The organism is Intrasporangium zincisolvens, from assembly GCF_034724055.1.
GTDB lineage: Bacteria > Actinomycetota > Actinomycetes > Actinomycetales > Dermatophilaceae > Monashia > Monashia zincisolvens.
The window spans coordinates 67961-84376 of the sequence record NZ_JAWIIL010000006.1 but is presented as its reverse complement, the minus strand read 5'-3'; the positions used below and the strand labels follow the sequence as shown (position 1 = coordinate 84376).

Sequence of the window (16416 nt, the reverse complement as noted above, 5' to 3'; positions counted from 1 at the left end):
CGGGGACCCGGCAGGTTGTGCCACGAACAAACCCTTGCCGTCCCGAGAGGCGGGACTACTCTGCGAACGTGCGCGTCGACATCCTCAGCAAGGAGTACCCGCCGGCGATCTACGGGGGAGCCGGCGTCCACGTCGCCGAGCTCGTCCGGGCGCTGCGGGCCCGCGGCGACCTCGACGTGCAGGTCCGCTGCTTCGGCGCCCCGCGCGACGAGCCCGGCACGACCGCCTATCCCGACCTGCCCGAGCTGGCGTCGGCGAACGCGGCCCTGCAGACGCTCGGCGTCGACCTCGGCATGGCCGGCGACTGCGTCGGGGCCGACATCGTCCACTCGCACACGTGGTACGCCAACATGGGCGGCCACCTCGCCTCGCTCCTCGGCGGCATGCCGCACGTCGTCACCGCGCACTCCCTCGAGCCGATGCGTCCCTGGAAGGCGGAGCAGCTCGGTGGCGGCTACCGCGTGTCCTCGTGGGCCGAGCGCACGGCGTACGAGGCCGCCGCCGGCGTCGTCGCCGTCAGTGCAGGCATGCGCGCGGACATCCTCAAGAGCTACCCGTCGCTCGACCCGGCGCGGGTCCACGTGGTGCACAACGGGATCGACGCCCAGCAGTGGACGCCCGACCGCTCCGACGCGGCGCGTGCGACGGTCCAGCGCCACGGTGTCGACCCCGACCGGCCCTCGGTCGTGTTCGTCGGCCGCATCACCCGGCAGAAGGGCCTGCCGTACCTGCTGCGTGCCTGCGCCGAGCTGCCGCCGGAGGTCCAGCTCGTCCTCTGCGCCGGCGCGCCCGACACCCCGGAGATCCTGGCCGAGGTCGAGGGGCTCATGAACGACCTCAAGGCCAGGCGGCAAGGAGTCGTCTGGATCGCCGAGATGCTGCCGCGCGCCGAGGTCGTCGCGCTCCTCAGCCACGGCACGGTGTTCGTGTGCCCGTCGGTGTACGAGCCGCTCGGCATCGTCAACCTCGAGGCCATGGCGTGCGAGCTGGCCGTCGTCGCCACGGCGACCGGTGGCATCCCGGAGGTCGTCGTCGACGGCGAGACCGGCTGGCTCGTGCCGATCGACCAGGTGCAGGACGGCACCGGCACACCGGTCGACCCCGACCGCTTCGTCGCCGACCTCGCGGCGACGCTCACCGACGCCGTGTCCGACGTCGAGCGGGCCCGTGCGCGTGGGCGGGCCGGGCGCGTGCGTGCCGTCGAGTCCTTCTCGTGGGCCTCCATCGGCGACCGCACGCTCGAGGTGTACCGGCAGGTGCTCGGGCGCTGATGCCCCCGGGTTCCACCACACGGCCCGGCTGGGCCGACGTGCCGCGCACCCTCGTCCGCGCCATCGAGCGGTCGCTGGGCGCGGGCGTCGTGGCCCACGAGGACGTTCGCGCGGAAGCCGCCGGCACAGCGCCTGGCCCGGTGGCCGCCCTCCTCGACCTCGACGACGGCCGACGCGTCCACGCCGAAGCCGTTGCGGCGTCGATGGATCCGCGACCGGCCGACCGGCTCGAGCGCGAGGTCGACGTGCTGCGCCGGCTACCGGAGTCGGTGCCGCACGCGCGCCTGATGGCCCATGCCCGGCGCGACGACTGGGTCGCCCTCGCTCGCGAGGCCCTCCCGCACGACGACCTCGGACCGCCGTGGCGGTCGCAGGGGATCGCCGCCGCTCGGGACGTCTTCGAGGTGACGTCAGGCCACGTCGCGCCGGCCGGGCTGCCCGTCGCAGAGGACCACCTCCACGACCTCGACGCGTGGGCGACCTTGGCGTCCGGGGCTGCCCACCGGCTCGACGATGCAGACCGCGCGATGCTGCCGGCGCTCGTGGCGATGTCGGACGGGTGGCGCCGGTGGTCCGCCGGCGACCGGCTCGTGCACCTCGACCCCTGCTGCGAGAACCTCGTCGGCCGCGGTGACGACGTCCGGCTGGTCGGCTGGGCCTCGGCTTCCCGGGGCGCCGTGTGGACCGACAGCGCCCTGCTCGCTCTCGACCTCGTGGTGTCCGGCCACGCCGGCGGACCACGCACCGCGGTCGACCTGGCGACCGGCATCCTGGCCGGGCTGCCTTACGAGGCAACGCGGTTCGTGGTGGCTCGCGCCGGCACGCTCAGGCTGGGTGCCCTCGCCTCCTCCGACGCGTCGGCGGACCGGCGTGCTGCTTCGGCACGAGCGCTCCTGGAGCGTGTCGTGCCCCGGTGACGCCGGGTCGGGTCAGCCGAAGAGGCGGCCCACCACGGCGTGCTCGACGCCGAGGTGCTCGGAGGGGCCGCCGAGGATCATGCCGAGCAGGTCGCGCGGGGCCGGGTAGTCGCGTCCGAGGGCCGACAAGTACTCGTCGTGTGCCGAGAGCGAGGCCACGGCCGCCTCGAAGTGACCCGACACGTCGACCCAGTGGGTCGGCTCGGGGTCGCCGATGACGAGCACCTGCTTGGCACTCCAGGGCTCGTGGCCCTCCTGCACCAGCTCGCGGAAGATCCACCGGTTGCCGGCGTCGGCCTTGGCGTCGAGCGTGGCGAGGCCGACGGCGCGGTGGTCGGCCTGGTTGCTCCAGCCGCCGGGGAAGCGGTCGGCGTAGGTCTGGGCGACGACGAGGTCGGGGCGCCGGATGCGGATCTCTCGGGCGATGGCCCGGCGCAGCGGCAGACCGTACTCGACCGCGCCGTCGGTGAAGCCGTCGAGGAACTCGACGACCTCGACCCCGACGTGGGCGGCGCCGTCGCGCTCCTCGCGCTCGCGCAGCGGCCCGGCCTCGTCCGGGGGCATCGTGTCGATGCCGGCCTCGCCGCGCGTCACGAGCAGGTACGTCACGGTCTTGCCGGCCCGCACCCACTTGTCGACCGCTGCGGCCGTGCCGTACTCGAGGTCGTCCGGGTGGGCCACGACGCAGAGCACGGTGTCGAAGGCGGACTCGTCGAGGGGGGTCAGCTCGGGCGGCGTCGTCATGAGCCCAATCTAGGGACCTTGGCGGCGCCCGCGGGGGATGTGAGGATGGGGCATGCTCACCCTCGACCTCGCACGCCGGCTCTCGGTGGCCGGGCTGTCCTGGGAACCGCGCTCGGGCGACCGCTTCGTCGTCCCGGTCGACGGCATGGAGGAGGAGGTCTTCGTCATCAGCGACCTCACCGTCGACGTCCACCACTTCGCCACCGGCGACGTCATCGGCTTCAACGGCACGACCGAGTGGGCCCTCGACAGCGTCGAGCAGGACAAGGTGGTGTGGCTGCCCCGCGAGGAGCAGCTGCGCGACCTGCTCGGCGAGGCCTTCGTCGCGCTCGAGCGCCTCGAGGGCGGCTTCGCCGTCGTCGTCCGCGACGCGTCGGGCGGGCAGGAGCGTCACGTCGACATCGACGCCGAACGCGCCTACGCCAGAGCGTTGCTCGAACATCTGGCCGGCTGAGGACTCTCGCCTCAGGCGGGCCGCCACCCGGCGACGGACATGACGGCCACGTTCGTCGCGTCGGCGAGCGCCGTGTCGGCGTCGGCGGCGAGGTCGCGCAGGAGCAGCTCCCGGGTCGTCGTCGTGCCGGCGTCGACGCCCGAGCTGCCGAGCCCGGTCAGCCCGGCCGTCCGGTGCGCGAGCCGCGACACGCTCGAGGCGAGCGACATGAGACGCAGCGCCCGGCCGGGCGTGCCGTCCGGGACGCCCCACATCGACGCGTCGAGGTCGGACTCCGCCTCCGCCCTGGCCTCGGGCCCCCACGGGTGGCCGCCTACGGCCTCGAAGCGGTCGGTGTGCGCCCGCAACGACTGGAGGAGACTGCGCTCGATCTCGCGCAGGTCGAGCATCTCGAGCCGGTGCCGTGGGATCGGGTCGGCCTCGTACGCGGTCCAGTCCGCGCGGTAGCCGATGTCGCCGTCCGGGCCGAACTCCGAGAGCGTGGGCACGAGGACCCCACCGATGCCGGCCACGAAGACGCACTCGCCCGACTCCGCGGCGTGCGCGGCCGCGGCGGGGGATCCCTTCGGCATCCGGCTGAGGTCGCCCGGTCGGGGGAGGGCGACGAAGAGGGCGCGCTCGCCGAGGTCGTGCCACACGTCGATCCTGCGCAGGTCGCCGGCCACGTGGTCGAGGTCGGGGAAGGAGCGCTGCAGTGCCTCGGTCGTCGTGACGTCGCCGCGCCACGAGGCCGTGACCCAGAGCGCGAGGCGCACGGACGCGGGCAGCTCGGACACCCCGTCATCGTAGGGCGGCCCCAGACCGCCCCGATGCGGCCAGGGTGGTGCGTCCGGGCGACGCGGGCCCGTGCCATAGGGTCGAGCCATGAGCGACGTCCTCGCCCTCGCCGGTGTCAGCGTCCGACGTGGACCCACGACGCTGCTCGACGACGTCTCGTGGGAGGTCGAGGAGGGTGAGCGCTGGGTCGTGCTCGGCCCCAACGGCGCCGGCAAGACGACGCTCCTGCAGATCGCCGCCGCGCGGATGCACCCGACCGTCGGCGTCGCCGGCGTGCTCGGCGAGGTGCTCGGCGCGGTCGACGTCTTCGAGCTGCGGCCCCGCATCGGCCTGGCGAGCGCCTCGATGGCAGAGCGGATCCCCGGCGACGAGCTCGTCGGCAACGTCGTCGTCACCGCGTCGTACGGCATCATCGGCCGCTGGCGCGAGACCTACGACACCGTCGACTACGTGCGGGCCATGGAGCTGCTCAAGGCGCTCGGCGCCGACCACCTGGCCGACCGGCGCTACGGCACCCTGAGCGAGGGCGAGCGCAAGCGCGTGCAGATCGCGCGCGCGCTCATGACCGACCCCGAGCTGATGCTCCTCGACGAGCCGGCCGCCGGTCTCGACCTCGGCGGTCGTGAGGACCTCGTACGCCGCCTCGGCGACCTCGCCGCCGACACCGAGGCACCCGCGCTCGTGCTCGTGACCCACCACGTCGAGGAGATCCCGCCGTCGTTCACCGACGTGCTCATGCTCCGCGACGGCCGGGTCGTGGCCGCCGGCCCGATCCAGCTGACGCTCACCGAGGAGAACCTCTCCGAGACGTTCGGGCTGCCGCTCGTCCTCGAGCAGCACGGCGACCGCTGGTCGGCTCGCGCGCGCGCCTGAGGGCCCTGCCGCGCTCGCCCGGTAACGCTCCGGTCGCGACCGGGCGCGGACGTTCGTACCCGGAGGGAACTGAGGCAGACTTGTGAACGTCACAGGAGTGACGCACGAGACGTCGGTGACCTCACGGTGCCGGCTCGACGAGACGGGGTGGACGGCGTGTCCGAGGGCTACGCGTGGATGGTCTGGCTGGGGGTGGCGCTCGTGCTCGTCGCCATCGAGACGGCCACCGTCGACTTCACGTTCCTCATGCTCGCCGGTGGCGCGGTCGGCGGCTCGGTCGCCGCGGCCCTCGGTGCGCCGCCGGCCGTCCAGGCCATTGTCGCGGCCCTCGTGGCCGTCGCGCTGCTCGCCATCGTGCGCCCCTGGCTCAAGAACCGCCTCAACTCCCGCGCCCCGACACAGATCATGGGCGCCGCCGCCAACGTCGGCCGCTCCGCCGTCGTCCTCGACCACGTGACCCCGGCCGGTGGCCGGGTCAAGCTCGCGGGCGAGGAGTGGTCGGCACGCACGCTCGGGGACAGCATCGAGCCGGGTGAAGAGGTCGTCGTCGACTCCATCGACGGCGCCACCGTCATCGTCAGCCGCGCGCACATCGTCGGCGGCTGAGCGTTCGACGCCCGGGCCGACCGGTCCGGGCGACCGACCACGCGTCCTCGGGGGCGCGTGGCCAGACAAGGAGAAGGTCGTGGACCCGGTATACATCATCCCGATCCTCATCGTGGTCGTGGCAGCCGTCATCGTGCTGCGCACGGTCCGGATCGTGCCTCAGCAGACCGCGCAGATCGTCGAGCGCGTCGGCAGCTACAACAAGACGCTCACCGCCGGCATCCACTTCCTCGTGCCGTTCGTCGACAAGGTGCGCGCCAACATCGACCTCCGTGAGCAGGTCGTGTCGTTCCCCCCGCAGCCGGTCATCACGTCGGACAACCTCGTCGTCAGCATCGACACCGTCATCTACTACTCGGTCATCGACGCCAAGGCCGCGGTCTACGAGATCGCCAACTTCATCCAGGGCATCGAGCAGCTCACGGTCACCACGCTGCGCAACGTCATCGGCTCGCTCGACCTCGAGCAGACGCTCACGAGCCGCGACCAGATCAACGGCCAGCTGCGCGGCGTCCTCGACGAGGCCACCGGCAAGTGGGGCATCCGCGTCAACCGCGTCGAGCTCAAGGCCATCGACCCGCCGCACTCGGTGCAGGACTCGATGGAGAAGCAGATGCGCGCCGAGCGCGACCGCCGCGCAGCGATCCTGACCGCCGAGGGCGTCAAGCAGTCGGCGATCCTCACCGCCGAGGGTGAGAAGCAGAGCCAGATCCTGCGCGCCGAGGGCTCGGCCCAGGCCCGCATCCTCGAGGCGCAGGGCCAGGCCCGCGCCATCCAGCAGGTCTTCGCGGCCATCCACCGCGGCAAGCCGACCCAGCGCCTCCTGGCCTACCAGTACCTGCAGGTCCTGCCCCAGATCGCCCGCGGCGACGCGAACAAGATGTGGATCATCCCGTCGGAGGTCACCGACGCGCTCAAGGGCATCTCGAACGCCCTCGGCGGCAACGCGGGTCCCGAGGGGGGCGACGATGAGGGCTGGGTCGAGCCCGAGGTGGACGACGCCTTCCTCGCGACCGTCCTCGAGGACCCGGCCAAGGCTCTCGCGGAGGCCCGCGGCCAGGCCGCGCAGGCGAGCGCCGAGTCGACCGAGCACGCCGCACCGGTCGCGCGTCAGCAGCCGCCGATCCACCCCGCGAGCGACGTCCCGCCGCCGCCGGCCGCGCCGGCCGCGCCGTCACAGGCTCCGACACAGGCTCCGACACAGGCTCCGGCACAGGCTCCTTCAGCGGCTCCGTCGCAGACGCCGCCCGCCGCTCCGCCCCAGGCCTCGGGCGACGTGCCGGAGCAGCCCGGCCAGGAGCCGCCCGCCCAGCACTGACGCGTCCGCGCGTCCGCGTCCTGCGTCGCGTCCCTCGTGGACGCGACGGCCGACACCCGGTCACCCTCGCTAGGGTGGCCGGGTGTCGTTCTGGTCTGCCGTCATCGTCGCGTTGGCCGGGACCGGTGCCGGCATCATCAACACGATCGTCGGGTCGGGCACGCTGCTGACGTTCCCGACGCTGCTGTTCTTCGGCGTCAACCCGCTCGTGGCCAACGTGTCGAACAACATCGGCCTCGTCGCCGGCGGCATCACCGGGTCCTGGGGCTATCGGCACGAGCTGCACGGGGCGGGACCGACGCTCCGGCGCCTCATGCCGCTGTCCTTCCTGGGGTCGATCGCCGGCGCTGGGCTGCTGCTCGTGCTGCCTCCCGAGGCCTTTAAGGCCATCGTCCCGGTGCTCATCGTCATCGCCGTCGCGCTCGTCCTCGCCGGCCCGGCCCTGCAGCGGCGCCGGGCCGCTGCCGAGGAGGGCATCGTCGGCGGGCGGGACCCGCGCTGGCACGCTCCGGCGATGGCGGTCGGCGTCTTCGTGGCCGGCATGTACGGCGGCTACTTCGGGGCCGCCCAGGGCGTCCTGCTCATGGGGCTGTTCAGCGTGCTCAGCAGCGAGCCGCTCCAGCGGCTCAACGGCTACAAGAACGTGCTGGCCCTCATCGTCAACCTCGTCGCGGCCGTCGTCTTCGTCCTCTTCGCGCGCGAGCACATCGACTGGCTCATCGTGCTGCTCATCGCGGCCGGCTCCTTCGTCGGCGGCATCATCGGGGCGCGCATCGGCCGGCGCATCCCACCGAACGCACTGCGGGCCGTGATCGTCGTGATCGGCGTGGTGGCCGTGGTTCGGCTCCTCTGGTTCACGTGACCTAGCCTGCTCCCGTGCCGATCGAGATCTCCGACCCTGCCGACCCGCGCCTGGCCGACTACGTGTCCCTCACCGACGTCGTGCTGCGACGCCGGCACGAGCCCGAGAAGGGCCTCTACATCGCCGAGAGCCAGAAGGTGATCCGGCGGGCGCTGCGGGCCGGGCACCGGCCGAGGTCCTACCTCATGGCGCGGCGGTGGCTCGACGACCTCGCCGACATCGTGGCCGACGCCGAGGCCGAGGGCGTCCCGGTGTACTTCGCCGAGCACGACGTCATCGAGCAGCTCACCGGGTTCCACCTGCACCGTGGGGCGCTGGCCGCCATGCAGCGCCCGGCACTGCCGTCCGTCGAGTCGCTCATCGCCGAGGCCCGGCGCGTCATCGTCCTCGAGGACGTCGTGGACCACACCAACGTCGGGGCGATCTTCCGCAGCGCCGCCGCACTCGGGGTCGACGCGGTGCTCGTCACCCCGCGCTGCGCGGACCCCTTGTACCGCAGGTCGATCCGCGTCTCGATGGGCACGGTCTTCCAGGTGCCGTGGACCCGCATCGAGCAGTGGCCGCAGGGGATCGGGCTGCTGCACGAGGCGGGCCTGACGGTCGCGGCCATGGCGCTGTCCGACGACTCCGTCTCGCTCGACGACCTCGAGACCGAGCCGCCCGCACGGCTCGCCCTCGTCGTCGGCACCGAGGGCGACGGGCTGTCGCACCGCACCGTGGCCGACGCGGACCTCACGCTGCGCATCCCGATGGCCGGCGGCGTCGACTCGCTCAACGTCGCGGCGGCGAGCGCCGTGGCGATGTGGGCGTTGCGGCCGCGACCCACGGCCTGACGCGGAACCCGCTGCGGCTCAGGCGCGCACGAGACGCGTCATGAGCCTGTCGAGCTCGACCGCGGGGTCGTGGCACAGCCCGCCGTGGACGGGGCCGGGCTGCACCACGGTCGAGCGCGGGGCGATGATCCAGCCGAAGCGCTGGCCGAGCTTGTCGAGGACGGGACGACCCCGGCCGGACTCGCCCCGGCACACCGCGCGCACCTGCTCGAGCATGGCGCGCACGCCGTCGAGGTCGCACGTCGGGCACAGCGCGGCGGCGCGCGCCTCGTCGACCTGCCACGCGGCGTCGAGGAAGTCGGCGTCCTGGCTGTAGAGCACGACGCCGACGTTGATGAACTCCTCGCGGTCGACGCGGGGCACGAGGCGCAGCAGGACGTACTGGTAGGCGTTCACGCGGCCGCCTCCGCCGGTAGCCAGGCGCCCGGGTTGGCGAGGCGGGCCGTGAGCATCCGCGCGTAGGCGTCACGCACCTGCGCCGGGCCGGTGAGGAACGGGGTGTCCTCGAGCCACTCGTCCGGCACGTCGGCGAGCACCGACGCCACTGCGTCGGGGGTGACACGGGCGGCGAGCTCGTCGTGGCGGGCGTCGACGTCACCGGCGACCTCGCGCAGCACGTGGCGCGACGCGTCGAACGGCTGGGCCGCGAAGCGGTCGGGGTCGGGCGCGCGTCCCGGCCACGAGTGGTGGAAGTAGAGGGCGGCGCCGTGGTCGATGGCCCACGTGCGGCCGTGCCAGACCAGCAGGTTGGGGTTGGACCACGTGCGGTCGACGTTGGCGGTCAGGGCGTCGAGCCAGAGGATGCGCTCGGCGAGGTCGGCGCCCGGCGGGAGCGACCCGTCGTAGCCGAGCGAGCCGGGCAGGAAGTCGACGCCGAGGTTGGTGCCGACCGACGCGGTGAGCAGGTCCTGGACCTCCTCGTCGGCCTCGTACCGCGCGATCCGCGGGTCGAGGGTCAGGACGGCGAGGTCGGGGACGGGTACGTCGACGAGGCGTGCGAGGCCGGCGACGACCACCTCGGCGACGAGAACCTTGAGCCCCTGGCCGGCACCGCGGAACTTCAGCACGTAGGTGCCGTCGTCGTCGGCCTCGACGATCCCCGGCAGCGACCCGCCTTCCTTGAGCGGCGTGACGTAGCGGGTCGCGGTGAGCTGGGGGAGCACGGGCGTCAGCCTAGTGGCCGCTCCTCGTCGAGCCGTGCCGCCGCGGACCACGCGCGCCCGACGAACATCGCCGCCCCGGCGTAGAGGCACGCGAAGGCGATGAGCGGCCACCAGGCGAGCCCCGACTCGGGCAGCAGCACCGCGCCGAGGACCGCCGCCGCGACCATGCCGGCGTTGTAGACGACGTCGTAGGCCGAGAAGGCCCGGCCCAGGAGGTGGTCGGGCACGTGGGCCTGCATGAGGGAGTCGACGGTGATCTTGACGCACTGGGAGGTCAGCGCGACCGCAAACGCGACGGCGACGATGCTCCACGGCTGCAGGAACGGCCCGAGCAGTGCGCAGACGACGGCGCCGACGGCGAGGACCCGGGCGACGAACGGCAGGGCCGTGAGGCGCGGCTCGAGCCACGGGGTGACGAAGGCGGCGGAGGCGAACCCGAGGGCCGAGGCCCCGGCCGCCACGGTGAATCCGAGCGCGCCGTGCCCCTGCTCGAACGGGCCACGGAAAAGCAGCAGCGTCTGCAGCAGGAGGAAGCCGAACGGCAGCCGGGTCAGGAACACCAGCCCGAGCAGGACGCGGGCGCGGCGCGGGCCCGTGCGGACGGCCTCGAGGAAGCCGGACACGACCGACCGGGCGATGTGACCGAACGAGGGGGACTCGCTGACGTCGTCGGGCCCGACGTTCGGCAGGCGGGAGGCGGCCCACATCGCGACGAGCACCGCAGCCGCGCCGAGCACGACCACGACTACGTCGGACCCACCGGCCGCCCGGATGCCCGTGCCGATGCCACCACCGAGCAGGTAGGCGAGCGAGCCGCACGTCGGTGCCACGGAGTTGGCGCTGACGAGGTCGTCCGGCTCGACGACGTGCGGGATGGCCGAGCCGAGGCCGGCGAGGATGAACCGGTTGACGCTGAAGACGAGCAGGACGAGCCCGAAGAAGAGCGGACCGCTCTCGGCACCCGTGACGATCGTGGCGACGCCGAGCATCGCCGCGGCGCGCACGGCCTGGCTGACGACGAGAACCCGGCGACGGTCCCACCGGTCGAGCAGCACGCCGACGAACGGTCCGAGGAGGCTGTACGGGAGCAGCACCGTCGCGAACGCGAGGGCGATGCTGCGTGCGTCGGCCGCCTTCTCTGGGTTGAAGAGGACGTGACTGGCCAGGGCGACCTGGAAGATGCCGTCGGCGCCCTGCGAGGTGACGCGGCTGACGAAGAGTCGTCGGAAGCGTCGCCCGTGCAACAGGCTCCAGAGCGCACGCAGGAAGGTCACGGCGGACAGCGTACGGTCGGTGTCCAGCAGACGCGGCACGGACGCGGCGCGTCCGGCTGTCGGATCGGCGAGCGACGGGTGAAGAGCCGGTGGCCGCGGGGTGGATCAGCGGGCGAGGCGGCCGATGAGCGCGGCGGCGCACGCGATGCCGGCGACGGCGCTGCCGACCAGGACGCCGAAGTCGAGCCAGTAGTTCGTCGGCGTGCCGATGAGCAGCCCGCGCAGCGCGGACACCTCGTAGGTCAGCGGGTTGACGTGGCTGACGACCTTGAGCCAGTCCGGCATGAGCTCGATGGGGTAGAGGGCGTTCGAGGCGAAGAAGAGCGGCATCGTGATCGCCTGCCCGATGCCCATGAGCCGGTCCCGCTTGAGGGCGACCCCCGCGATCGACAGGGACAGGCAGGAGAAGAACGCGGCGCCGAGCATCACGACCACGACGACCCCGAGCAGGCGCACCGGGTTCCACGTCATGCCGACGCCCATGAGCGCCGCCACGACGACGACGATGGCGGCCTGCGCCACCGAGCGCACCCCGGCAGCGAACGCCTTGCCGGTCACCAGGGCGGCCCGCGGCGTCGGGGTGACGAGCAGCTTGGTCAGCACCCCCGCGTCGCGCTCCCAGATGATCTGGATGCCGTAGAAGATCGCGATGAACAGGGCCGACTGCGCGATGACGCCCGGCGCGAGGAAGTCGAGGTAGGGCACGTCGCCGGTTGGGATGGCGCGGATGCGGCTGAAGGTCGTGCCGAAGATGACGAGCCACAGGATCGGCTGGATGGCGCGGGTCAGCAGCTCGGTGCGGTCGTGGCGCAGCTTCTGCAGCTCGACGAGGCAGAACGTACCGACCCGGGAGACGAGCAGCCACAGCCCCGTGCGCCGCACCCGCTCAGCCGAGGCGGCGCGCGGTTCGACGAGCTGTCCGGACACTGCGCAGCCCTCCCTTCTGCTCACCCTCGAGCGTGTCGCCGGTGTGGTGGCGGAAGACGTCCTCGAGGGTGGCGCCGTCACCGGCTGCGGCCTTGAGGTCGTCGGGCGCGCCGAGGGCCCGCAGCGCGCCGTGGTGCATGAGGGCGACGCGGTCGCACAGCGCGTCCGCCTCCTCCATGTAGTGCGTCGTCAGCACGACGGTCATGCCGTGGTCGCGCTGCATCTGGTCGACGCGCTGCCAGACGCTGTCGCGGGCCACCGGGTCCAGGCCCACGGTCGGCTCGTCGAGCACGAGCAGCTCCGGTTGGTTGACGAGGGCCTGGGCCAGCTCGAGGCGGCGGACCATGCCGCCGGAGTACGTCGAGGCGAGGCGGTGCTGGTCCGGCCGCAGGTCGACCATGTCGAGCACCTCGTCGACACGTGCCGCGCGCTCGCGGCGAGGCACGTCGAAGAGGCGGGCGAACCACTCGACGTTCTCACGGCCGGTCAGTGCGCCCTCGATCGACAGCTGCTGCGGGACGTAGCCGATGAGGCGGCGCACCCGCATGGCGTCGGTGCGCACGCTGTGGCCGAAGACCTCGACCTCGCCGTCCTGGAGCGGCAGCAGCGTGTTGAGCAGGCGGATCGTCGTCGTCTTGCCGGCGCCGTTGGGACCGAGCAGGCCGAAGCACTCGCCGGGCTCGACGGCCAGGGTGAGGTCGTCGACCGCGCGGTGCTGGCCGAAGCTGTAGCCGAGGCCCCGGATGTCGAGGGCCGCGACCGCCGTCACGGCGTCACCGGGGTTCCTCGGCGGTGGCCGGGACCGGTTGCGCGCTCGCCGGCGAGGTGGGTGTCGAGCCGGATGCCGAGGCGGACGCCGCGGCTGACGTCGCGCCCGACGCGTCGGGGTCGGGGAGGGACGCGGCGACGCGGGCCAGCAGCGGCAGTGCCCGGGCGATGGCGGCCCGTTCGTCGGCGTCGAGGCTGCCGAGGGCGGCAGCGGTGGCCTGGGCACGCCGGTCGCGCCAGCTCTCGAGGGCGGCGGCGGCCGACGGCGTCAGCTCGAGGCGGGCGACGCGTCGGTCGGACGCGTCGCGCAGGCGCACGAGCACCTCGAGCGAGGTCAGCTGGCCCACGAGCGTCGACACGGTGTTCGGCGCGAGGCCGAGCACCGCGGCGGCCTCGGCGACCCCGATGCCGGGGTTGCGGCGCACGACCCGGACGAGCTCGAGCTGGGCGCCCGACAGCCCGAGCTCGGGAAGCGGGGTGCCGACGAGTGGGCGCGAGCTGCGCCGGAAGAGGCCGACGACGTCGTGGACGTCGTCGGCGAGGCCGGCGACGGACCGGGAGGCTCGGGCTGGGCTGGCGGGGCGGGCCGGGTGGAGGGGATCGCTCACGAGGCGAGATTAACTCGCTGACAGAGGTTTCAACAGGGGCCGAAAGGCCTCGTGACATCGGCGTTCTACCGCGCTCGTTCCGTGCGGCGAGCAGGCGTCCGCAGTGCCCGAGACGCAGAAGACCCCGGGCCGCAGGGCCCGGGGTCTCCGGTGGTGTCGAGGGGGGGACTTGAACCCCCACGCCCGTTAAGGGCACTAGCACCTCAAGCTAGCGCGTCTGCCATTCCGCCACCCCGACAAGGTGAAGAGCAAGGGGCTCGGGGAGTCCCTTGCGGCGAGGAGAACGTTACAGGGGCCCCGGCCAAAAGGCCAAACCGCCCCACCCGTCACACGGATCCGCGGGACTCGGGCCGCGCTCGACCACCTAGGCTGGCCGCATGAGCGAGCCCGCCGACCGCGCCGAGAGCCCCTCCACGAGCACCGCCACGATGACGCCCGAGGACGAGGTGGCCCGCATCTGCGCCGACCTCATCCGCATCGACTCGACGAACTACGGCGACGGCAGCGGGCCGGGGGAGCGGAAGGCCGCCGAGTACGTCATGGGCCAGCTCGCCGAGGTCGGCCTCGACGCCGAGCTGCTCGAGAGCGAGCCCGGGCGGGCCACGGTCGTGCTGCGCCTCGAGGGCGAGGACCCGTCGCGCCCCGGCCTCGCGGTCCACGGCCACCTCGACGTCGTGCCGGCCAACGCCGCCGACTGGCAGGTCGACCCGTTCGCCGCCGAGGAGCGCGACGGCTGCATCTGGGGTCGTGGCGCCGTCGACATGAAGGACATGGACGCGATGATCCTCGCCAACGTCCGCCACCTGGCGCGCACCGGCACCAAGCCGGCCCGCGACACGACGGTGGTGTTCTTCGCCGACGAGGAGGCCGGCGGCACGTACGGCAGCCACTGGCTCGTCGACCACCACCCGCAGTGGTTCGAAGGGGTCACCGAGGCCGTCAGCGAGGTCGGCGGGTACAGCGTCACCGTCCCGACGCCTCAGGGCGAGCGCCGCGCCTACCTGCTCCAGACCGCCGAGAAGGGCATCGCGTGGCTGCGCCTGCGCGCCCACGGTCGCGCCGGCCACGGCTCGGTCCCCAACCCCGACAACGCCATCGTCCACCTCGCCGGCGCCATCGGCCGGATCGCGGCGCACGAGTGGCCGCGGGAGTACATCGCCTCGGTGCGCGACCTGCTCGACGGGCTCAGCGCCCTCACCGGCATCGGGTACGCCGACGACGACCTCGAGGAGCTGCTGTCCACGATGGGCGGGGCCCAGGGCTTCGTGCGGGGCACGCTGCGCGACACCGCGAACCTGACGATGCTCGAGTCCGGCTACAAGCACAACGTCGTGCCGCAGACGGCGACCGCGGCCCTCGACTGCCGCTTCCTCCCCGGCCACGAGGACGACCTGATGGACACGGTCCGAAGCCTCGCCGGCGAGCACGTCGACGTCGAGGTCGTGCACCGCGACGTCGCGCTCGAGGCGCCCTTCTCCGGCCACCTCGTCGAGGCGATGAAGCAGTCGCTGCTGCGCGAGGACCCCGACGCGAGCGTCCTGCCCTACTGCCTGTCCGGTGGCACCGACAACAAGGCGCTGGGGCGGCTCGGCATCACCGGCTACGGGTTCGCACCGCTGCGCCTGCCGGCCGACCTCGACTTCGCGCCGATGTTCCACGGCATCGACGAGCGGGTGCCGGTCGACTCCCTGCGGTTCGGGGCGCGCGTGCTCGGCGACTTCCTGCGCACCTGCTGAGCCCGGACCTCAGGCCGTCCGCTGGACGCGCATGATGCGTCGACGCAGCCAGATGCGCCGGATCCCGCCCTCGTAGACGACCGTTCGGGACAGCTCCCACCGGCCGTACTCCGCGTGCTCGCGGATCTGCTGCCGCGCGTCGGACTTGGACGTGCGGCGGTCGAAGGTGAGGACCCGGTACTCGTACTCCGTCATCGTGGCCCATTGTGACACCACCGAGACCCGACCGAGACCTGTCCGGGAAGAGGCACGCCGATGCTCCGCGATAGCCTCGAGCGGTACTCGCCGGCGGGGGCCGGCAGGAAGTCAGGGGAAACCGCCGCGGCCCTGCCCGGCGTCGATGGCCCAGGAGGTCAAACCACATGAAATGGAACCTGCGTCGCACCGCGGCCGCACTCATCCTCGTCCCGACCGTCCTCGGTGTCGCCGCGTGCGGCAAGACGGAGACCCCGACGGCGACCGGAGCGAACAGCACCGCGCCCGCCTCGGCAGGCACCACCACGACCACGAGCGCCCCGGCCGACGCCGGCGGACCGTACAAGGACAAGGCATCCTTCATCGCCGCGTTGAAGAAGGGCGCCACGACCTCGACGACGGCCCACGTCACGATGACGATGCAGGCCTCCGGGCAGCAGATCCAGATGGTCGGCGACACGAAGGTCGACCCGGGCAACCCGGCCATGAAGGTGTCCATGGACATGGGCAGCCAGATGAAGCTCGACATGATCCTCGTCGACAAGAAGATCTACATGAAGGGCTTCCCGGGCCTGCAGGCCGGCAAGTGGGCGGCCATCGACAGCACGTCGACGATGGGCAAGCAGCTGACGTCGTCGCTCGACCAGGCCGACCCGACGAAGATGTACGACCAGTTCGACAAGGCTGTCACCGACGTCAAGTACGTCGGGCAGGACAGCGTCGACGGCCAGTCGATGGACAAGTACGAGCTGACGCTCGACACCTCGGCCATCGAGGGCGCCGACGCCGCCGCCAAGGGCCAGATGCCCAAGACGATCACGTACACGGCGTGGCTCGACGACCAGGACCACCTGCGTCGCGTCACCTTCGACATCTCCGGCGCCAAGGCCGACATGCACATGAGCAAGTACGGCGAGCCGGTCGACATCACGGCTCCCGCCGCGAAGGACACCGTCAAGGCGCCGATGTGACATACGCCGCCCGCGCCTGAGCCCTCCGGCCGGCGCGGTGGCACGGACGACCCCGGAGCGACCCTGTCGCACCGGGGTCGTCGCACGTCCGGGGGAGGCCGGGCGACGCGGGCGGCAAA

19 protein-coding genes and 1 tRNA gene are annotated in these 16416 nt (G+C 72.7%); 10 read left to right on the top strand and 10 right to left on the bottom strand.

From position 1 onward, the window contains the following. The first annotated feature begins 68 nt into the window (after positions 1-68). On the top strand, positions 69-1271 hold the full coding sequence (glgA, locus tag RY076_RS16395; RefSeq protein WP_323099979.1) for a glycogen synthase: 1203 nt from the start codon (positions 69-71) through the stop codon (positions 1269-1271). Beyond that, complete coding sequence (locus tag RY076_RS16390; protein WP_323099977.1) at positions 1271-2188, top strand: hypothetical protein; 918 nt, start codon at positions 1271-1273, stop codon at positions 2186-2188. The genes glgA and RY076_RS16390 overlap by 1 nt, the downstream gene beginning before the upstream one ends. Positions 2189-2200: 12 nt before the next feature. Here RY076_RS16390 and RY076_RS16385 read toward each other — a convergent pair whose 3' ends face one another. After that, on the bottom strand, positions 2201-2932 hold the full coding sequence (locus RY076_RS16385) for a PIG-L deacetylase family protein (protein ID WP_323099976.1): 732 nt from the start codon (positions 2930-2932) through the stop codon (positions 2201-2203). A 52-nt stretch (positions 2933-2984) separates the two neighbouring features. On the opposite strand from RY076_RS16385, the gene RY076_RS16380 reads away from it, so the two are divergent. Then, positions 2985-3386: a pilus assembly protein CpaE gene (locus RY076_RS16380; RefSeq protein ID WP_323099974.1), complete on the top strand. Its 402-nt coding sequence runs from the start codon at positions 2985-2987 to the stop codon at positions 3384-3386. 11 nt (positions 3387-3397) lie between these two features. Here RY076_RS16380 and RY076_RS16375 read toward each other — a convergent pair whose 3' ends face one another. Then, entirely contained in the window at positions 3398-4162 is a 765-nt protein-coding gene (locus tag RY076_RS16375) for a hypothetical protein (RefSeq protein WP_323099973.1), read from the bottom strand. Between the two features lie 88 nt (positions 4163-4250). Here RY076_RS16375 and RY076_RS16370 point away from each other — a divergent pair, with 88 nt between their 5' ends. The 5 genes from RY076_RS16370 (at position 4251) to RY076_RS16350 (ending at position 8655) form a co-directional block, all read left to right on the top strand. Further along, positions 4251-5036, top strand: a complete 786-nt coding sequence (locus tag RY076_RS16370; protein WP_323099972.1) for an ABC transporter ATP-binding protein — start codon at positions 4251-4253, stop codon at positions 5034-5036. Between the two features lie 147 nt (positions 5037-5183). Continuing rightward, positions 5184-5642 carry an NfeD family protein gene (locus RY076_RS16365; RefSeq protein WP_323099971.1) on the top strand — a complete coding sequence of 153 codons (459 nt, stop codon included), beginning with the start codon at positions 5184-5186 and terminating at the stop codon, positions 5640-5642. 79 nt (positions 5643-5721) lie between these two features. After that, entirely contained in the window at positions 5722-6960 is a 1239-nt protein-coding gene (locus tag RY076_RS16360; protein WP_323099969.1) for an SPFH domain-containing protein, read from the top strand. 82 nt (positions 6961-7042) lie between these two features. Next, entirely contained in the window at positions 7043-7822 is a 780-nt protein-coding gene (locus tag RY076_RS16355; protein WP_323099968.1) for a sulfite exporter TauE/SafE family protein, read from the top strand. 14 nt (positions 7823-7836) lie between these two features. Continuing rightward, on the top strand, positions 7837-8655 hold the full coding sequence (locus RY076_RS16350; RefSeq protein WP_323099966.1) for a TrmH family RNA methyltransferase: 819 nt from the start codon (positions 7837-7839) through the stop codon (positions 8653-8655). Between the two features lie 18 nt (positions 8656-8673). Here RY076_RS16350 and RY076_RS16345 read toward each other — a convergent pair whose 3' ends face one another. The 7 genes from RY076_RS16345 to RY076_RS16315 form a co-directional block, all read right to left on the bottom strand. Then, positions 8674-9051 carry a DUF3037 domain-containing protein gene (locus tag RY076_RS16345; protein WP_323099964.1) on the bottom strand — a complete coding sequence of 126 codons (378 nt, stop codon included), beginning with the start codon at positions 9049-9051 and terminating at the stop codon, positions 8674-8676. Then, the gene (locus RY076_RS16340) at positions 9048-9818 is read right to left on the bottom strand and encodes a HipA family kinase (RefSeq protein WP_323099962.1); all 771 of its coding nucleotides are present in this window, start codon (positions 9816-9818) and stop codon (positions 9048-9050) included. Before RY076_RS16340 ends, RY076_RS16345 begins: the two co-directional genes overlap by 4 nt. A gap of 5 nt (positions 9819-9823) precedes the next feature. Further along, positions 9824-11092, bottom strand: coding sequence for an MFS transporter (locus RY076_RS16335; protein ID WP_323099961.1), 1269 nt, complete (start codon positions 11090-11092; stop codon positions 9824-9826). A gap of 105 nt (positions 11093-11197) precedes the next feature. Further along, positions 11198-12019 carry an ABC transporter permease gene (locus RY076_RS16330; protein WP_323099960.1) on the bottom strand — a complete coding sequence of 274 codons (822 nt, stop codon included), beginning with the start codon at positions 12017-12019 and terminating at the stop codon, positions 11198-11200. Further along, the gene (locus RY076_RS16325) at positions 11979-12788 is read right to left on the bottom strand and encodes an ABC transporter ATP-binding protein (protein WP_323099959.1); all 810 of its coding nucleotides are present in this window, start codon (positions 12786-12788) and stop codon (positions 11979-11981) included. The genes RY076_RS16330 and RY076_RS16325 overlap by 41 nt, the downstream gene beginning before the upstream one ends. A gap of 4 nt (positions 12789-12792) precedes the next feature. Further along, positions 12793-13395: a MarR family winged helix-turn-helix transcriptional regulator gene (locus tag RY076_RS16320; RefSeq protein ID WP_323099957.1), complete on the bottom strand. Its 603-nt coding sequence runs from the start codon at positions 13393-13395 to the stop codon at positions 12793-12795. Between the two features lie 151 nt (positions 13396-13546). Next, positions 13547-13633, bottom strand: a tRNA-Leu gene (locus RY076_RS16315). 139 nt (positions 13634-13772) lie between these two features. Here RY076_RS16315 and RY076_RS16310 point away from each other — a divergent pair. After that, on the top strand, positions 13773-15131 hold the full coding sequence (locus RY076_RS16310; RefSeq protein WP_323099955.1) for a M20/M25/M40 family metallo-hydrolase: 1359 nt from the start codon (positions 13773-13775) through the stop codon (positions 15129-15131). 9 nt (positions 15132-15140) lie between these two features. Here RY076_RS16310 and RY076_RS16305 read toward each other — a convergent pair whose 3' ends face one another. Continuing rightward, positions 15141-15326, bottom strand: coding sequence for a DUF5703 family protein (locus RY076_RS16305; RefSeq protein ID WP_323099953.1), 186 nt, complete (start codon positions 15324-15326; stop codon positions 15141-15143). A 167-nt stretch (positions 15327-15493) separates the two neighbouring features. Here RY076_RS16305 and RY076_RS16300 point away from each other — a divergent pair, with 167 nt between their 5' ends. Beyond that, a complete protein-coding gene (locus RY076_RS16300) occupies positions 15494-16297 on the top strand; it encodes an SCO4651 family lipoprotein (protein WP_323099951.1) in 804 nt (267 codons plus the stop codon). Positions 16298-16416 lie beyond the last annotated feature (119 nt).

Excerpts from the sequence above, each read along its gene's own strand:
- RY076_RS16390 (WP_323099977.1), top strand. The coding sequence starts at position 1,271 with ATGCCCCCGGGTTCCACCACACGGCCCGGCTGGGCCGACGTGCCGCGC.
- RY076_RS16385 (WP_323099976.1), bottom strand. The coding sequence starts at position 2,932 with ATGACGACGCCGCCCGAGCTGACCCCCCTCGACGAGTCCGCCTTCGAC.
- RY076_RS16380 (WP_323099974.1), top strand. The coding sequence starts at position 2,985 with ATGCTCACCCTCGACCTCGCACGCCGGCTCTCGGTGGCCGGGCTGTCC.
- RY076_RS16370 (WP_323099972.1), top strand. The coding sequence starts at position 4,251 with ATGAGCGACGTCCTCGCCCTCGCCGGTGTCAGCGTCCGACGTGGACCC.
- RY076_RS16310 (WP_323099955.1), top strand. The coding sequence starts at position 13,773 with ATGAGCGAGCCCGCCGACCGCGCCGAGAGCCCCTCCACGAGCACCGCC.
- RY076_RS16305 (WP_323099953.1), bottom strand. The coding sequence starts at position 15,326 with ATGACGGAGTACGAGTACCGGGTCCTCACCTTCGACCGCCGCACGTCC.
- RY076_RS16300 (WP_323099951.1), top strand. The coding sequence starts at position 15,494 with ATGAAATGGAACCTGCGTCGCACCGCGGCCGCACTCATCCTCGTCCCG.